The sequence below is a fragment of the Trinickia sp. genome (assembly GCF_057351765.1).
This window is the reverse complement of the sequence record NZ_JBMRBK010000085.1, coordinates 58,459-75,570: the sequence shown is the minus strand read 5'-3', so window position 1 is coordinate 75,570 and position 17,112 is coordinate 58,459. Positions and strand designations below refer to the sequence as shown.

Annotated in this window: 12 protein-coding genes and 2 pseudogenes; 8 read left to right on the top strand and 6 right to left on the bottom strand. The window is 59.4% G+C overall.

Annotated elements, in window-relative coordinates; translation table 11 throughout:
* Both ACO1XS_RS23815 and ACO1XS_RS23810 read left to right on the top strand, forming a co-directional pair.
* Positions 1-1,897: autotransporter family protein (locus ACO1XS_RS23815; protein ID WP_486391872.1), on the top strand; the 1,897-nt coding region annotated here is incomplete at its 5' end.
* Positions 1,898-1,982: 85 nt separating this feature from the next.
* Positions 1,983-2,066: pseudogene (locus tag ACO1XS_RS23810) on the top strand (type II 3-dehydroquinate dehydratase); the annotation flags it as partial.
* On the opposite strand, the gene ACO1XS_RS23805 reads toward ACO1XS_RS23810, so the two are convergent.
* On the bottom strand, positions 2,059-2,445 hold the full coding sequence (locus tag ACO1XS_RS23805; RefSeq protein WP_486391871.1) for a hypothetical protein: 387 nt from the start codon (positions 2,443-2,445) through the stop codon (positions 2,059-2,061). The pseudogene ACO1XS_RS23810 and the gene ACO1XS_RS23805 overlap by 8 nt on opposite strands.
* 283 nt (positions 2,446-2,728) lie before the next feature.
* Entirely contained in the window at positions 2,729-4,708 is a 1,980-nt protein-coding gene (locus ACO1XS_RS23800) for a tetratricopeptide repeat protein (protein WP_486391870.1), read from the bottom strand.
* 694 nt (positions 4,709-5,402) lie between these two features.
* On the opposite strand from ACO1XS_RS23800, the gene ACO1XS_RS23795 reads away from it, so the two are divergent.
* Positions 5,403-6,689 carry a PDDEXK-like family protein gene (locus ACO1XS_RS23795; RefSeq protein WP_486391869.1) on the top strand — a complete coding sequence of 429 codons (1,287 nt, stop codon included), beginning with the start codon at positions 5,403-5,405 and terminating at the stop codon, positions 6,687-6,689.
* A gap of 169 nt (positions 6,690-6,858) precedes the next feature.
* A complete protein-coding gene (locus ACO1XS_RS23790) occupies positions 6,859-7,227 on the top strand; it encodes a hypothetical protein (protein WP_486391868.1) in 369 nt (122 codons plus the stop codon).
* A gap of 257 nt (positions 7,228-7,484) precedes the next feature.
* Here the strand turns inward: ACO1XS_RS23790 and ACO1XS_RS23785 are convergent, their stop codons facing one another.
* Positions 7,485-8,594: a hypothetical protein gene (locus tag ACO1XS_RS23785; protein WP_486391867.1), complete on the bottom strand. Its 1,110-nt coding sequence runs from the start codon at positions 8,592-8,594 to the stop codon at positions 7,485-7,487.
* A gap of 860 nt (positions 8,595-9,454) precedes the next feature.
* Between ACO1XS_RS23785 and ACO1XS_RS23780 the strand changes: the two genes are divergently transcribed.
* Both ACO1XS_RS23780 and ACO1XS_RS23775 read left to right on the top strand, forming a co-directional pair.
* Complete coding sequence (locus tag ACO1XS_RS23780; RefSeq protein WP_481578612.1) at positions 9,455-11,080, top strand: L-lactate permease; 1,626 nt, start codon at positions 9,455-9,457, stop codon at positions 11,078-11,080.
* 620 nt (positions 11,081-11,700) lie between these two features.
* A complete protein-coding gene (locus ACO1XS_RS23775; protein ID WP_486391866.1) occupies positions 11,701-12,642 on the top strand; it encodes a hypothetical protein in 942 nt (313 codons plus the stop codon).
* A 132-nt stretch (positions 12,643-12,774) separates the two neighbouring features.
* Here the strand turns inward: ACO1XS_RS23775 and ACO1XS_RS23770 are convergent.
* The 3 genes and pseudogenes from ACO1XS_RS23770 to ACO1XS_RS23760 form a co-directional block, all read right to left on the bottom strand.
* A pseudogene (locus ACO1XS_RS23770) lies at positions 12,775-13,401 on the bottom strand (tyrosine-type recombinase/integrase).
* 167 nt (positions 13,402-13,568) lie between these two features.
* Positions 13,569-14,438: a hypothetical protein gene (locus tag ACO1XS_RS23765; protein WP_486391865.1), complete on the bottom strand. Its 870-nt coding sequence runs from the start codon at positions 14,436-14,438 to the stop codon at positions 13,569-13,571.
* Positions 14,439-14,781: 343 nt separating this feature from the next.
* On the bottom strand, positions 14,782-15,729 hold the full coding sequence (locus ACO1XS_RS23760; protein WP_331570336.1) for a pseudouridine-5'-phosphate glycosidase: 948 nt from the start codon (positions 15,727-15,729) through the stop codon (positions 14,782-14,784).
* Positions 15,730-15,942: 213 nt separating this feature from the next.
* On the opposite strand from ACO1XS_RS23760, the gene ACO1XS_RS23755 reads away from it, so the two are divergent.
* Positions 15,943-16,740, top strand: coding sequence for an alpha/beta hydrolase (locus ACO1XS_RS23755; protein ID WP_486391876.1), 798 nt, complete (start codon positions 15,943-15,945; stop codon positions 16,738-16,740).
* A 3-nt stretch (positions 16,741-16,743) separates the two neighbouring features.
* Positions 16,744-17,085, top strand: a complete 342-nt coding sequence (locus tag ACO1XS_RS23750) for a hypothetical protein (protein WP_331570340.1) — start codon at positions 16,744-16,746, stop codon at positions 17,083-17,085.
* Positions 17,086-17,112 lie beyond the last annotated feature (27 nt).

The following is a 17,112-nucleotide window of genomic DNA, read 5'->3' as shown; positions in this document are numbered from 1 at the left end:
GCTCACCAAGACGGATGCCGGTACGTTGCTGCTTACGGGTAACAACACCTACAGCGGCGGCACCGCGATCAACGGCGGCACGCTGCAACTCGGCAATGGGGGAACATCCGGCAGCATCGCAGGTGACGTGGCGAACAACGGCACGCTGGCCATCGATCGCAGCGATACAGTCACGCTGTCGGCGGCGGTTTCGGGTAGCGGCGCAGTGCGGCAAATCGGCACGGGCACGACGATCCTGAGCGCTAACAACACCTACGCCGGCGGCACAACCATCGCGGCTGGAACGCTGGCAGTCGGCGATGCGTCACATCCGCAAGCGACAAGCGGTTCGGGCGATATATCCGTTGCATCTGGTGCAACCCTTGGGGGATACGGACAGATCGCCGGCTCAGTGCAGAACAACGGCACGCTCGCGCCGGCTAACGCGCTGCCGGTCTTTGCGGCGGGCCAGTCCGGTACCCTGACGGTCGGCGGCTCCGTGACGAACAATGGCACGCTACAACTTGCCGCAGCCAATGGCACCCCAGGCAACGTGCTGCAGGTTGCCGGCAACTACAGCGGGAGCGGACGGTTGGTCCTCAATACGGCGCTTGACGCGAGCGGCACCGCGTCACAGTCGGATCGACTGGTCGTCGGCGGAAACGCGAGCGGCAGTACCACGATCTCGGTCAAGCAGTCGGGCACCGCTGCGCAGACCGTGGGCAACGGCATTGAACTTGTGCAGGTGAAAGGGACTTCGAGCGCTAACAGCTTCCGTTTGGCACAGCCAGTCCAGGCCGGCGCCTATCAGTACCTGCTCTATCAGGGCGGACCGACGGACGCCAACAGCTGGTATCTGCGCTCCAAGCTGGAACAGACGACGTCGGCGGCGACATCGCCAGTCGCATCGGCGGGACCGGCCACTGCAACCGCAGCGGCGCCTGTCGCGTATCGCCCGGCAGTGGTCGGCTATTCGGTCACGCCGCTGCTCAACACGGACTATGGTTTTTCGGTGCTTGGCAGCCTGCACACGCGCGTCGGCGATGAGGCCAGCACCGATGCGGTGCAGCCGGCACATGCCAACGGCATCTGGGGGCGCTTTGGCGGACACAACCTTGATGCCGACGCGGGCAGCCGCTTTTCGACCGACGAGCACACCTTCTTCGCCCAATTCGGCAAGGACTGGACGCTCGCGCGAGATTCCAACGGCGGCAGCACGCATGCAGGCGCGACCGTGACGTTCGGTTCGACGTCCGCGTCGTTCAGCGACAACTTGCGCAGCATCACCGGCCAACTGTCGAATGCGACGGGAACCGTGGAAACCCAGGCGCAGTCGCTCGGCGGTTACTGGACGCGCTATCTGCCCGACGGTAGCTACATCGACGGCGTCGGGCAGCTAACGCACTATCGCAACCGGTACGGCGACGTCTATGGCGGCAGTGCGAGCCAGAATGGCTTCAGCGCCGGCGTTTCCGGTGAGGCCGGCAAACCCCTCGCACTCGGCGCAACGGGGGTAGTGATAGAGCCACAGGTCCAGTTGCTCTATCAGTATCTGCACCTGAACCATTTCGACGACGGCATTTCCCAGGTCCGCGCCGATTCGACGAACGCTCTGCGCGGCCGTATGGGCTTCCGGTTGTTCACGGCCAATCTATGGAACGATTCGAAGACCTCGAGCGTGACGCCGTCGTTCACCGCCGACGTGCTGCACGATTTCTTCTCACCGGGGCAGACGAACATCGGGGGCACCGTGCTCGACAATCAATTGGGCAAAACATGGTACGAACTCGGCGTCGGCCTGACAGGCAGCTTCGGCAAACGTTCGACGCTGTATGCGGACATTCGGTACGCGCACAGCATGGGCGGCGAGTACCGGCGCACGGTGTTCGGGCAGGCAGGTTGCCGGTTCGCTTGGTAACGTCCGCGGCTTGCGGGTTCCGACTCCTGAGCACAAGCAGGCTGACGTCCGGCTTCCTACTTTGTTTCGTCAACGCTGAAGGCCATTCCAGACGAACAGCGAAGCGGAGATGTGCGAACGCATCCATCGTGCTTTCGAAGAGAGCCAGGACGCCGTCCTGATCAACGCAACGCTTTCTCCCATGCAGGGGCATCCTCGGCAAGTTCGCGATAGCAATCGAGTTTCGCCAGTTGTCGGCCACTTGCGATCTCGACTAGCACGCACCCCATGTTGAAGTGCAATGATCCAGTCTGATAGGTGACCTGGTTTCCGTTTTCCCAAAACATCCATTTCCACACCAATGGATTTCCTTGGATTCGACGGACAACGTGCCCCCACTGGGCGATAACCAAGGTTGTGGGGTAGCCGTGACCGTCCGGAGACGGATAGATCATTGTCCAACCTTCAAGACCGTTCGGCCCCGCCCGATGCACTGACTCGCGGGGCTCGTCTGCCTGCGACGGCTGATGAGCCAAAGCAGCGTCTGATAACAGGAGCATGCCGATCATAGCCAGCCTTCTGGCGGTGCATTGCATGATTGATGAGAGCGGAGTGGTTTGGAGGTAGTTCAGTCTAGCGGATGTTCAGTCGCGGGACTCAATGAGAGGGATACCGGAACGACCGGTTATGGCCGGCTAGCGCACGACGATCGAGCGCGGCGATCGCCGCGGGCGCGGTACCTGCATAGGCATAAGGCGCCTGAAGCTGCCGGTCGATTGCACCAAACCGGGGTGACCGTCGGAGGTCACCCGGCTATCGGAGCGGGACCAGAGCTCATACCCAACGCGCAGGCTACTCTCCAATGCTATGCAGCCACGTCTTGTACGCTGGGTTTGTGTCGGAGGGCAAATTGCGCATATGGGCCTGAAACTCGTCCTGCATGCCGAAGACTTTCCACACCAGCGGTGCCAACTGGACAACTAGGCTGTTTGCTTGCCCCGCTTCGCGTAGCATTTGCAGGCTGCGCTCCTTGTATTCCGCCAGTATGTCCGACTGGTAGTCCCGTGCCTTGCTCAAGCCGGAGATGTACATTAGCTTCGGGACCTCCGCCGAAGGCCAGTGCAGGGCCATGGTGAGGGGCCAGTCAAGCATGGCACGCTCACCCCAAATCGCAGATTTAGGCATGAGTTCGTTAGCAAGCAGCGTCAATGTGAAGGCTTGGCCCAATTCTCCTAGATACGCAGGCATGACATCCGTCGTGGGCCGCTGGTAGAACGCGTCCAGGGCCTGTTCTCGCTTCCGACCGATGCACTCAAGCAAGGTCTTCTCAAGTGTGGCCACCAACGCTCCGATCTCTGCGCGCGCTGCTTTTACCCTTTCGCTTGTTTGCTTTGTGCGGGCCGCGCAGTCCCAGAGCGTCAGACACAGCTCCCATTGAACCTCATCGCCTTCCGTCGAAGTGCCGATCTCTCCGGTTATGAAGTACTTCATCCTCGATGGCATAGTCTCGAAGAGTACGTTGCCGTCGGTTTCGCCTCCCGTTACGACCGGACCGGCACCCTCGACGATCTGGATGTAGCAGTTAGCCGCATAGTCGCTCCAGTAGTGAGTAGCCTCAGCCAAATACAGGGGGATGGCGCGCGTCAAACGCCCCAGATCATCCTCGCGTTGCGATTCGGCTCGTTCCGAGCCGTCCATTATTTTCGAGAGCGCAAAGAAGCCGACTTCTTCGGCGTCTTCCGGCTTTTGCGTGAACAGCCAGCCGGCATCGCGCAGACCGTAATGCCAAATCGGCTGACGCAGCGTCAGAGTACTGATCTTCAGGGCGTCGGGATCTATCGGCGTGCTTTGTGCCGCTTGGTTGCGCATTTGCTGGAATGTTTGCGCGAACTGGTCAAGGTGGTGCTTGATTGGTGCGATGCCCAAGGGGTACATACGAGCCAGCAGCGCTTCCCCTTCATCAACCTTGCCGAGTTGTTGGCAGGCGCGCAGCAGGTTCAGGCCAGCCATGGGGTCGTGCTTGCGCTCATCATAGGCCGGACCTACGAGCCGGAGAATCAGCGGAGCTTGGCCGTTGTTGCCCAAGTCACCGGATATCATCATTAGTGAACTGCTGTCGAACATGCCCCCTTCGAGCACTTCTGCATAGAGCGCACGGGCTGCCTCGACGTCCTTGTGTTCCAGATGGTGGCGCGCCAGCCACAATTGCGCCCGCCAACTGCCGGGCAGGGCCGCCACCGTACGTAGCGCGTGTAGATAGGCCTCCTCGCCTCCGCGCTCTCGCTGAATGGTCGCCCACCAGAGCAGTCCGTTGTCTTGGTTCGGGTCGGCTTGTACCGCCCGCCAGAGCGTTTCGTGTGCGCGGGTCTCCTCACCACGCTTGACCAATACTTTGGCCAGATTGGTCAGCAGCGTTCCGGTCTCTCCGGCTTTCGCCATACCGGCACGAAACGTCGCCTCGGCGGCATCTAGCTGGCCGTTTTCCATTTGCACGATGCCCTGAATCGTGTGGCCGCGCTCGGGACTGTCATCAATTTCGACAAGACGGGCGGCCGCGGCCATCAGGTCGGCTGCAAATCCGTCGTTAAGGCCAGAAATAATCTGGCTGTAGAGTTCTGCAGCATTGTTCCACTTCTGTTGCAGATTGGGCAGGAAAACCTTATCGCGCCACTCGCCGCGCGGGATCTTCATCTCTCGGCCATAGGCGTCGTAGACGGTGATTAATTCACCATCGGCCGTTTGCGGATTCGCGGCGTCCGTGGGGACAGATGAAGCAGTGGTGGCGGCATCGCGCTTTTCGCCGCTCAGGGCTGACAGAATGCGTTTGAACATGGAATGGATTGACGAGGTCCGTGATTGGCCGAAACGATGCTCAGAGTCCCGGCCGAGGTGTCATTCGCTGGGAACTTCTTATGGGTTTGGCATGAACAAATCCGCTGGCAAGCCAGCTTAACGGCAGTCGGCGACTACAACTTGAGATATCGATTCGGCGGCTGCTTTCGGATGAGCCAATGACGTTCGAATGGTTGGCTGGCCCTCCTTTCGACGAGCGACGCATGTCGGCCGCACTGTGCCAGACGAGCCGTCGCGCCGCTCGGCCGAGTACGGCGACATCGGAGCGGCGAGTCTCGACCCTGAGCGGCCATAGGGGCTCCCGCCCAACGAGGGGCCGCTTCTGAGGCGCAACGGTCGCCATCCCCAAGTTGAGCGGCGCGTCATTGGCCATTGCGACCATTCGTAATGCGCCCGCTCTCGCCACGACGCGGGTCACGCTTGCGACCAAATGCTGGCGTCTGTACAAGTCAGTTTTCGGTGTTTCGGCTCAAGCTTTCCGATAAGATGCCGATAATTTAGTCGAGACTCCGGTCAAGCAGTCAAAAGGGGCCGTGATTGCAAGCGGCGAGTAATTTACAGATTATCTTGCGCAAGGCAATCGTTCGCGGCTGGCTCACGAATTCAACTTTGGCCCATATGGGCGGCTGCGACGCAAGCGCATTTCCACAACACAGATAACATCCGCAATCTGATGGCCGACTATTCGACTGAAACCCTAGTTGATTATTTTTTTGCCGACGCGAACGTTCAGCGACTCGTTACGTCGACGGCCTCTTGGCAACCCCTGCGCATCTGCTACCCGAAGGAAGTTAACGTTTCCCGGTTCTTGGCATGGTTGCTTGATCCATCCGAGGGTCACGGATTGGGGGATTTGGCGATTCAGTCGCTTCTCACCCGCGCCTGGTGGAACTCAGATGACGCGAACATGCCACTAACGACTCGACGTTTCCTGTCGCCCTCCAACGTGCAAACGGAAGGCTTCTCCTCGGCAGTGGTCACCACTGAGGTGGATCTTAATGGTCGCGCCCTTGACGTGTTGGTCGTAGACACGAGCCGTCGACGCTATGTCGCGATTGAGAATAAATTTGGCGCACAGCAGTCACGCGCACAACTCAGGGACTACCGGAAACAGTTGGAAAAGCTTCTGCCGGACTTCCTTGGCGTGCACATTTTCGTCGATTCTCGTGAGGCGGCGCCCGAGGATGACGCTTGGATATCAGTAGGTTACGACTGGCTCGCTGAGTTTCTTCGCGAGGCAGAGCAACGCGAAGCCACAGCGCAGCATGTACGGCAGGCGCTTGCACAGTTTCGTAACGTCATCGAAGATGAAACGGAAGATTCGATGGGAAAGAGTTCCTTCGGTCGGCTCGTGACGGAGGTCGCTGGCGGTCACCCCGAAGTTCTCGAGTTCATGACCCCTTGGGCACGGCATGGCTCCAAGGGAGCGCGTGCACACATGCTCACGGAACTGATGTCCGAAGCTAATACGCTTGACGGAAAGGCAATGCTGCGCCTATTCCAGCTTTACTGGCGCCGTACTTCGGTCTGGGACCATTGCATTCGCCAAGCGCAGTTTGCGCCCTTTGTTTCCGCTTTGCGGCAGCGATTCGATGATGTCCTGGTCGATCCCAAACGTGTGCGCACCGGCTTTTCACTCCAGCGATGGGACTCGCTCATTGATTTGGACCAGTTTCCCGACTGGTACTATTACCCAGCTGGGTTAAACGTCCGTCAGACTGGTGAGACGTTTCAGGTAACAACCTTTGTGCAGCTCAATCACGTCTGTGCAGAAAAGCGTGATGCGCTAATCGAGGCGGCCGAAGCGCTCCGCAAAACCAATGGAGTACGGCGCCAAATGAGCAACGAGCAATCGTTCGTGGTTTTACGTCGACTCCGAGACCTCAATAAGACGCGCGCCATCAACGAGACCGTCTCTCAGTTCGTTGAACTGCAAGCTAGGCTTGAGTCGATTCGCTAGTTGCTCGTCGTAGTCTGGACTGCGGCACGCGCTTCACGACAGCCGGCGGGACAAAATCCGCGCGAGCGGCAGGCCATTGACGTCTGAGCAACGCCATATCGGCGATCACCAATCACCGCGCCCAGATTCGCCACGGTCATCTACATACTCACTTAAGGAGGAAACGAAAATGGCAACAAAGATATTCCGCGGAACTTCATCAACGCAGCTAGCGCACCTAAATGGCGGAAGGCTTTTTGAAGGAACATCATCGGCACAGATTGCAAAGATTGACGGAAACAAGGTTTTCCATGGAACGTCATCCAAGCAAATTCTAAAAGTCGAGTCCGGAAAGATTTTTGAAGGCACTTCATCCACGCAAATTGCACGAATCGATGGCGGAAAAGTGTTTCGCGGAACGTCCTCGAATCAAGTGGCGAGATTTGAAAACGGAAAGTTATATGAAGGGACCTCATCGACGCAAGTCGGTCGCATCGATGGGCCAATAAGCCTAGCGGAACTGGCAGCAGTTTTGAGTTTGGTCCTTGCCCGTATATGAACGGGCACTTGTGAACTGAACGCGGCCAGCACTACTGGTCACTGACGGCCTGCTATGCAATCTGAGCCGACAATCCGATGACCGTCGGAGCGCGCCGGGGAACGGGGGTTAGTGGCCGAACGCGGAAGTTCGGCGGCCATCGCATCGTTCGACACCTTTAGCCAGATTTACGTCGTCCTTCGGCGTTGCTCCATTTCCTGGCTCCGCAGATATGCGCATCTCCCAGTCCGACGCTCAGTGGGCGAATACGTTGCTGGCTACTGGCTAGTCGGAGCAGCCGACAATCGCTGGAAGTTCACCCACCCTACGATGGGGCCGCCTGGCTCATGCAAGGTGACGCACCCTCGCTGCTGATCCAGCGTTGCCGGTTCGCAATACGGGCCAGAATAAGTGATCCGTGCCCACGGCGTCTGTGCACCCGACGCTTCAGTAACGTTGCGAATCGATCTCGCATCGACGCTGACCTGCGCATGCTTCGGAATTACGACCAACGCTGAACAGGTCGTCCCTGGGCAACTCCGCAGATTCATATCGAAGTCGCCGACCTGCATAACATCGGCGACCGCTTGGGATCTCGCGAATTGCTGCGATGCTTGCGGTGGGGGAGCCGTCTCGATACGGGGTGGCGCTGACCCATCGGCAGTCTGTGCCTCTTGCGCTCCGTTGCTCCCAGGAGTACGAACCGGCGAAATCGAAGCATTGTTAAGCTCGATGTACTGGCCGTTGGTCAAATTGGCAGACTTTGTACCATGGAAGTTGTCATTCCAGACGATTTCACCATTTCCCGCGGGGCCGGTATTGACGGAGACGTAGGCTGCTCCCGCGCTTTCTATGACGTAGTTTCCCGCGGGAAGGTCGGCCCCTACCTTGTACATACCGGAGAAATTGTAGGTGTCTTGCTTCGTGACTGATCGAAACACTTCCGACGCGCTTTTGTACCCTAACTTATTCAAAGCGACAGGCGAAAGGAGATACCCGTCTGTCTTGATATCGCCGATATCGTGTACGAAAACGTACCCAAAGGACGGGAAGATTTGGTTATCTATGATGTGTCCGTTGATTTCCTCCCCGAAATAACCCTCACTCATCCCAACGTACGCGTACTCGCCTTTTGGAATTGTTCCCTTAGCGTAAGACCCAGGCTCAAAAGCCTGCCCAGCGCTTACCAATTCTTCCATCACAGATGGTCGCTGCGGGGCTTGTGCCGCGACAGGCGCAGCATTGGCCTCATTATTCGGTTTCTCGTTGGCCGCTGCCGGTGTGGAGGGCCTTTCCGCAGGGGGCTGTGACGTACCGTCCTTACTGTCGCAACCAAAAAGTGCCGCAGTCGCGACTACACTCACGATCACAGCTTTGATGCTTCTCATCTTTCACCCCGTAATTTGTTTTGTCGCCGAGTATGCCGCCGCCATGGCAGTCCAACAAGAACTCTGAGGCAATTTTTGTTCGCATCACTCATACGCAAGCGTGAGCCGCGAAAAGCGAGCTGGCTGTTAGGGCCCAGCCTGACCCGTTGCCGCTGGTCGAGCTGTCGTGGTTCGAAGGGCTGACATAAGAGCAGATCCGTCGCCTGAATGTCAGGGCGACGCGCGGGACGAACGTCCCGTCATGGCCGAATCCGGGCGACGACGAGGCGTGCACCGCACCGCTGGCAAACGCGAGGCGGACGACAGATGCCGACCCGATTCGGTCATAGAGGATCCTGAAACCGAACGGCAGTTATGGAAGTACAGCCGACCTACGGTGAGCTTGGTCAGCGATCGAATACCTTCGTGTCTTTATGGATTCGGAGGGCTAACCCGTTTGGGTTGTCCCACTAATTCCCCTAATGCGGCGTTGATTCCGCTCCGCTGCGGAGAAAGGCTACCCGCCGCGAAACGCTTATCACGTAGGGGCGCCCGCGCTGACGGCACGGGACACACCTGGCTTCGACTTCGGCATGTCAATCTGGAATTGGCGGCTTGCCCCAGCCCGAACAGGATCCTCTCGTCAGCCAAGCGGAAGCTCTGCAACGTGGCGCCTCATCGCAACAGGAGGACTTCGATCTGAACGCCCTCTAGTGCTAACGTGTACGGAATTACCCGAGCACCTTCGTTCCGTGACAACGACAGACGCATCCACACAAGCGCTTATTGCGATATCAAATATCTTACCTACACTGCGAAAGGTACCGCACCGCGGTCACGCGTCTCCCGGCGATATTTAAAAACAAACCGGAGTCTCATCTATGTTCCAGCAAATTCTCAATCCGACCGGCAGCTTGTTCGCGTCGTGGCTGCTGGCGCTGGTACCGGTGATCATTCTGCTGGTACTACTCGCGGTCTTCAAGATTTCTGCCTGGCTTTCCGTGCTGCTCGGCGCGATTGTCACCTTTATCCTCGCCGTCGCGGTATGGGGGATGCCGCTGAGCACGGGGATCCGGGCCTATATCTATGGCTCGCTGACGGGCATCTGGGCGGTCGACTGGATTACGTTCTGGGGTGTCATGCTTTTCAATTCGCTGACGCTCACCGGTGTGTTCGACGATTTCCGGCGCTGGCTCACCGCCCAGGGCACGGCGGACGTCAGGGCACAGACCATGCTGTTTGCCTGGGCTTTCGGCGCCCTGCTCGAGGGGCTTGTCGGGTTCGGCTACCCTTGGGCGTTCGTGGCGCCGATTCTGATCGCGCTTGGCATTCCCGATCTCGACGCGATCCGCGTTGCCGCGATCGCCAATAATGCCCCGGTCTCCTACGGCGCGCTCGGTGTGCCGATCATTGCCCTGGCAGCCGTGACGGGCCTGCCAATACTCGCGCTTTCCGCCTCGGTCGCGCATATCGTGGTGGTGCTCGCGTTGCTGCCGCCCTGGGTATTGATCTATCTGGTCTCCGGACGAACCGGCTTGCGTGACGGCTGGCCGCTCGCGGTGGTTGGCTCGCTCGGCTACATCGCCGGACAATATCCGGTCGCGGTTTATCTGGGACCCTATCTGCCGGATGTGACCGGTTCGATCGTTTGCTTTGCCGCCCTGCTCGTGCTGCTCAAATTCTGGCGCCCGAAAACCGTGCTCGGCTATGGCGGCAAGCCGGTCGATGCGGCGGCGGCGGCACTTGGCAACGCGCCGCACGGACTTTCGAGGGCCCAGGTGTTCCGCGCCTGGCTGCCCTTTATTGTGCTGATCGTGGTGGTGGTCCTGTGGACCGGCCCATGGTCGCCGCTGCCCAAGATAGTCTGGCTCAAGCTCGCGGTCACGGCAGGCTCCTCGATTCGCCCGGGCACTCAAGTGAGCGCCGTCTTCGCTTTCGCGCCTTTCATCGGCGGCACGGCGATCTTCGCCGCATGGCTCATCACCACCCTGCTGATCGGCATGAAGCCCGCGCAATATGCGGAAGCCTTCCGCCGCACCTGGCATCAGATGTGGGGCGCCTTGTTGGTAGGCGTCTTCATCTTCGGCCTCGCGTACATCTTCAATTTCTCGGGCATGGCGGCCTCCCTTGCCGAGGGATTCTCAAAGATCGGTGTCGCCTTCATCGTCGTTGCGCCGATTCTCGGCTGGATCGGTGTGGCGCTGTCTGGCAGCAATACGTCCACCAACGCAATGTTCGGCTTCTTTCAGGTAACGGTCGGGCGCTTGCTCGGCTTCCCCACGCTGCTCCTGCCGTCGCTCAACTCGGTGGGCGCCGAGGTTGGAAAGCCGGTTGCGCCGCAGACCGCGAGTGTGGGCGTGTCGACCAGCCGTTTCGTGCGTAACGAAGGAGAAGTAATCCGGCACAACATGGGATGGACGTTCATCATGCTTCTCTACCTCATCATCATCGGGGTGGGTTTCTACGTGTTCGCCCCGGGCTTGATGACGCTGGCAGGCGGCGGTTAGCGCGGATTCAGGTGCTCGCGAGACGTTTCACCGCCGCTCGGCTGAACACGAATTCAATTGCGGACGGGACGGTACGCCCGTCCGCTTGCGCATTGAACCTCCCCTTGTTCGACAGATCCCGGGGCACGTAACTGGACCCGGAGTCGCCGTCGTCGGGGCTTTGCTGCTGTCGGTAGTCTTTGCGGATTCGGCGCAACAGCAACCCAACGTCATCGCCCAACGTCCAATTCACGCCTTCTCCCTTTTGCTGCTCCCATTGCAAGCGCGGTCTCTCGTCGAGCGAATATCAAACGCGATTTGCGCGGGCCTGCGTGGCGGACGATATATGACGGGAGTCGTATAACGCTGTTGATCAATGACCGTTTCGGCCAATCGAATGGCCGTTTGCGGAGTGGATCCGACGTCCGAACGTCCGGGCGATGAGGCGGGCGGATGGCGTCTCATGGCCGAATCCGGGCGACGACGAGGCGTGCACCGCACCGCTGGCAAACGCGAGGCGGACGACAGATGCCGACCCGAAGCGGCCTCACGCGCTAATGCAAGGACGACGGCCGCTTCCAAAGCATAACAGCCATTACACTACGCAAAATCGACCGCAATTGAATAATAGAGACCTTGACATGACCGACCACCCCGCTGTGCCGACGCAAACCTCGCCGGGCCTTCCGTTAGTTCAAAATATTCCGTTTGTTGTTTGCCCGCACTGTGGCAACGGCGCGGGCCACGGGCACGAGCTGATCTCAGACTTCTTCTACGGCAAACCCCTCATCTGTGAGGTTTGCGGTGGTTCGTCAAATGCGTGGGTGGCATACCTGACAACGATTAACCACGTGGTGCCGTTCCTGCATGATACCGCTGCGTCATTTGTTGGCTTCAAAACTGCAATATTCAAAGTTGCAATTGCTCCATCGCAGCGATTACAAGTGAAGTTCACCGAGTTTGGAGTACCTGCCGGCTCGCGGTTAATCAGAGTGAACTACACGCCAGCAGGCAGCGGAGTATTTCCGGTTGAGCTGCACGGGAATGAAGCACTAGTTCGACACGGCCGAGACGAGGTTTGGCTATATGGCGTGGCACAGGGTGACCATCCTCCCGAGCAATCTGAGCCAACCACGGTCCAGATTTACGTTGTCTTCGCAGATCCTAACGATCTCAACGGGCAAGCAGAGGAGGGATTAGTGCGCGCTTTCGTCGCGCTAAGCCAAAATGAATTGATCGACATGGTTATACCTGCCGTCATGGCAGTCGAGTTCACGTGCAAGCGCCTTTTGACCGATCTAAAGTCCCACCTAGGTTCGATCGATGAAAGAGTCAAGGACAAGGATTTGCTAAGTCAAGTAATACCGACTGCGGCCGGCCTCGTAGGTTTGCCTCCCCTTGCGGACGAAATTTGCGCAAAGGTAAATCGTCTATGGGGACAGCGTGATGCTGTTGCTCATACTGGGCGCCTATATTCGCCATACGAGCGGAATGCTGCGTCGATGCAACTGGCTGCTGCTGTTTTCGCCTTCCGCTACTTAACACTTCTGCGCCAAAAGGCAGTCGAGACCGGATTGATCTAGCTACGAAGAGGTATCTGTCACGAACCGGCTGGCCGGTTTAAGACCAAAGGCGGCCGGACGAATGTTCGGTATCGATGAAGAATGCTTGTCCCTTTATGGCCGGCAAGCGACCGCTCGCCGGCCGCCATGCCATCAAACCTCGGTCTGCTCCGCCATCTCAAGGGCATCGTCGACCTCGATTCCCAGGTAGCGAACCGTGCTTTCGAGCTTTGTGTGTCCGAGCAGCAACTGCACCGCTCGAAGGTTCTTCGTCCGCCGGTAGATCAGCGAAGCTTTCGTGCGGCGCATCGTGTGGGTACCTATGCGGTATCGTCGAGGCCAATCGATGCGACCCAGCGGTGTACCAGCCAGGCATATTGCCGCGTCGACAAGTGGGGGTGACGTATGAATCCGGCTCGGGAACAGAAAATCCGCCGCCGTCAGTCCCCGGCTTCGATCCACGCTTCAAGGCTCTCACGGGTCTGTTCCGTGATCTCAAATTGCACCGGCCGCTGGGTCTTCTGCTGCATGACTGTCGCTCTCGACGCCACTTGGCTTCCGTGACGGACATCCTGGACCCGTAACCGCGTGAGGTCGCACGCCCGCAGCTTGCTATCAATCGCGAGATTGAACATCGCGAGCTCACGAACATTCGACGCCATTTGAAGTCTCGTCCGGATCGCCCAGATTTCCCGAAGTTTTAACGGCGGCGTCTGCCCGGTGCAGCTTGCCCTTGTTCCACGGCACGCGGTGGACAACCACGACATTCTCGGATTCCATGACAATCTCCTTTCGAGCGAATGGAGATTGAGTGTGCGCCGCGTCGGGTGGTCGCAGCCCGACCCCGACCAGCCATTGAAGCCACTGCGATTTGAATGGCCGCTCCCAAAAGTGCAGCGGTCATTCGGAAGCGGGCGGAAAGGAGGTTAGCGAGATCAGTTCGGCGTCTACAATCTGGCGTCCAAGGCTAAAAATTCAATGGGCACTTCTTGTCGAATGTAGCCACCTTTACCTTTTACCCGGAATTTGACTTCGACCGTGCCGCGCTTTGGATGCGGCGGAAGCGTCTCGGCAGTGTAGGACTTGTCGACAAAGCGAATTTCGAGCGAAGGAGGAATTCGCATAGGTACGGCACAAACTAGCCGATACTCACCCCTCGCATTAGGCGAGTACAAGATCAAACTCTGCGTTTGATTCATCTGTTGGTGGAAGCGCGCAAAAGCCGTCGGCTCGTCAAGTAACGGCGTGGGAAATCCCTCTTTGATCGCGCAAGTAGTTACGTGCTGCGCCAGCTCCCTCGGCAACTCGATTGCGGGTCCACCAATTTCGACGACAAGTGCAAATAAATTGGGAAACCGAATCGCGGCGTGGTTGCACGACGGCACGTGCTGCCACGGAGTCACACAGAATGAAAACTGCATGCGGCTGTCCGTTTCAAGCTCGAAAACGAAATCGCTATCGCGGGTTCCTTCCAATCTATCCAGTTTTTGCACTGAGGGGATAACGTAAGCGACAACCGGGTTGACGGTTGACACGGCGCACAACGGCTCACGGTATACTTTCTGGTGATCAGCGTTGTGGTACCTAATGAGGCCTGACGCGTGGTACGAGATTTTCTTCGTCTTCGGTCGCTGCCCTTCGAAGTCAACCTTGGTCGGTCCTTCTTGCCCAACCTCATGCAGTAACCTGTGGTCGTTAGTGCCTTCTCGAACCAAAAAAAGGTATAACGACCCATCGTCTTCGAGCGCATACGACGCAAGATGACGAAATTCGTCGTCCAGTTTTAGTACTAGGCGCCCTTCGATCATCGCACTCACCGTTTTGGATTCGGAAAAGTCACGATTATGCCTTCGCGCGATGTTTTCGCGTTCAGCGTTGGTCGGCCGCCTGACGTGCGCGGGAAACAACGGTCCGCTGCCATAGGTAGAGCGGTCGGTGGAGTGTCCTCCAAAGCATGAGGGTGAATGGCTGCAAGTGGCCGAGTCCGGTCCAATGATGAAACGGCAAAGCCGCTCGCCGTCGCCCCGGACTGTGACCGTCGCAAGCTGGCGGTTGCCGGGCGGGATGCATGCTGGAAGGCGCCGCCTTTGCGCGGCGCACGCCACAAGCGGCCGTCAGCAAGCTGAAGCGAAGCTTGGTGGAGAGCGGACGTCCCGGCCGCTACGCCGAGCCCGGCCCGCGCCCCGCGTGTGCCAATGCCAGCGCCAGCCTTGCCCCCACCTCGGCATTGTGTTTCACGAGCGCGATGTTTGTCGCCAAGCTGCGTCCACCCGTCAGCGCCTTGATGCGAGCCAGCAGGAAAGGTGTCACGGCCTTACCGGTGATTCCTTGCGCCGTGGCCTCGGCGAGCGCCTGCCGGGTCAGCGCGTCGATGTCTTCGAACGCTATCGCTGCCGCTTCAGGCACCGGAGTGCTCAACACAACACCGCCCACGAGGCCCAGGTCCCACTTGGTGCGGATGAAGCGTGCCTGTTCCGCCGCGTCGTCCAGCCTGAAGTCCGCGCAAAAGCCGCTATCGCGCGTGTAGAACGCAGCGAAATTGTCTTGCTCGCAACTGAGCACCGGCACGCCGTGCGTTTCCAGGTATTCCAACGTGAGCCCGATATCCAGGATGGACTTCGCACCGGCACAGACCACCGCCACCGAGGTCTTCGCCAGTTCCTGCAGGTCGGCCGAGATGTCAAAGGTTTCCGGCGCCCCCCGGTGCACGCCGCCAATGCCTCCGGTGACGAATACCTCGATGCCGGCCAGGGCGGCACATATCATCGTGCCGGCCACTGTCGTGGCGCCGAGCCCACCGCCGGCCAGCACGGCCGGCAGGTCGCGGCGGCTGACCTTGTGTACCTGGTCCGAGCGGCCGAGCAGTTCCAGCTCGTCGTCCGTAAGGCCGATGTGGATTCGCCCGCCGACCAGCGCGATAGTGGCGGGCTCGGCTCCCACGTCCCGGATCAAGGCCTCCACTTCGCGCGCAGTGCGAACGTTCTCTGGGTAGGGCATGCCGTGGGCGATGATGGTCGATTCCAGCGCCACGAGCGGGCGGCCGGCGGCCTGTGCAGCGGCCACAGGCGCACTGCAGGTCAACCAGGCGTGTGCAAGATCGGTAATCATGTCGATGCTTTCGGCGGCGTGATTCACAAGTATGCAGCACGGGGCTGGTCCACGGTTCGTTGTGCAAGCGCGGGCGGCCGTGGTCTCGCAGCGAACGACCGCCCGGCGGACCAGATCTACCGTGACGACGCGCATGGATATAAGCGGTGGCGAATGCACGCTAAACTAAACCGGGTGCGCTACGGAAAAGATCGATGGATCGGGCTCAAGGCGATGAAATTCAACGGGTTGACGCTGCGTCTCACCGTTGTGTGCCTGATTGTGTTCGCAGGAGTCGCCATCTTGCAGGATCGTTTTATCTACTTCCCTGAGAAGGCTGCAATCGGGGACGTCGTTTCCGGCGGACTTCGCGCTTGGCCGACACGTGAGGCGTTCCGGGGCCTAGTGGCCGAACCGGCCGGATCCGCGCGCGCGACCGCCATCGTCTTTCATGGCAATGCAGGGCATGCCGGACACCGTTCGTTCTACGCCGCAGCGCTCACCCGGCTCGGGTTGCGCGTGATCCTCGCCGAATATCCAGGCTACGGGCCGCGCGACGGCACTCCGGGCGAAGAGAGTCTGGTCGCTGATGCCCAACAGACCATCGCGCTGGCGCATCGCCTCTATGGCCCGCCGCTGCTGCTCATCGGCGAATCGCTCGGGGCTGGCGTGGCGGCTGCGGCCGGCTCGCGTGAACGCGACAAGACCGCTGGCTTGCTGCTCATCACGCCATGGGATCAGCTTGAGCACGTCGCCGCTTACCACTATCCGTGGCTGCCCGTGAAGTGGCTGCTGCGCGACCGATACGACAGCGTGACCCACCTGGCGTCGTTCGGCCGCCCTGTTCTCGTCGTGGTTGCGGAACGCGACAGCATCGTCCCCCCGCGGTTCGGCGAAGCGCTCTACAACTCGCTGGCCGAACCGAGACAACTGATGGTGGTGAAGGCGGCTGAACATAACGACTGGATTGGCCGCGTCGACGAATCCTGGTGGCGGGGGGCGATCGGCTTCCTGCTCACGCCTTCGCATTGAAATATGAAAGCTCGCTCCATCCCGTCCAGCTCGGAACGCTTCTATGTCCTCGATGCGAAGAACAGGCCTGTCGAGGTGTTCGACCGCGGCGAGTGGTCACGCTGGATGACTGAGAACGAACTGATCTTCCGCCGCACGCTGCTGGACGAATACGGTGTGACGGTCACGACCCGCTTCCGCGGTGTGTCCGAACCGAAAACCGGGGATGCTTCGCTGTTCGTGACGCGCGTCGCCGGAATGGAAGCACGAGACAACAGGAGCTACGGAGCACGTACGCTCGATGAGGCGCTGGAGCAGCATGAGCTCACCGTGCAGAAAATCCTCCGGACGCTGACCAGGCGGTGATCGCCACAGCGCAACGATTCTCCGCAA

What these genes read in the sequence shown, in the direction of transcription:
- ACO1XS_RS23805 (WP_486391871.1), bottom strand. Translation starts at nt 2,445, where the DNA reads ATGATCGGCATGCTCCTGTTATCAGACGCTGCTTTGGCTCATCAGCCG.
- ACO1XS_RS23800 (WP_486391870.1), bottom strand. Translation starts at nt 4,708, where the DNA reads ATGTTCAAACGCATTCTGTCAGCCCTGAGCGGCGAAAAGCGCGATGCC.
- ACO1XS_RS23795 (WP_486391869.1), top strand. Translation starts at nt 5,403, where the DNA reads ATGGCCGACTATTCGACTGAAACCCTAGTTGATTATTTTTTTGCCGAC.
- ACO1XS_RS23790 (WP_486391868.1), top strand. Translation starts at nt 6,859, where the DNA reads ATGGCAACAAAGATATTCCGCGGAACTTCATCAACGCAGCTAGCGCAC.
- ACO1XS_RS23785 (WP_486391867.1), bottom strand. Translation starts at nt 8,594, where the DNA reads ATGAGAAGCATCAAAGCTGTGATCGTGAGTGTAGTCGCGACTGCGGCA.
- ACO1XS_RS23780 (WP_481578612.1), top strand. Translation starts at nt 9,455, where the DNA reads ATGTTCCAGCAAATTCTCAATCCGACCGGCAGCTTGTTCGCGTCGTGG.
- ACO1XS_RS23775 (WP_486391866.1), top strand. Translation starts at nt 11,701, where the DNA reads ATGACCGACCACCCCGCTGTGCCGACGCAAACCTCGCCGGGCCTTCCG.
- ACO1XS_RS23760 (WP_331570336.1), bottom strand. Translation starts at nt 15,729, where the DNA reads ATGATTACCGATCTTGCACACGCCTGGTTGACCTGCAGTGCGCCTGTG.
- ACO1XS_RS23755 (WP_486391876.1), top strand. Translation starts at nt 15,943, where the DNA reads ATGAAATTCAACGGGTTGACGCTGCGTCTCACCGTTGTGTGCCTGATT.
- ACO1XS_RS23750 (WP_331570340.1), top strand. Translation starts at nt 16,744, where the DNA reads ATGAAAGCTCGCTCCATCCCGTCCAGCTCGGAACGCTTCTATGTCCTC.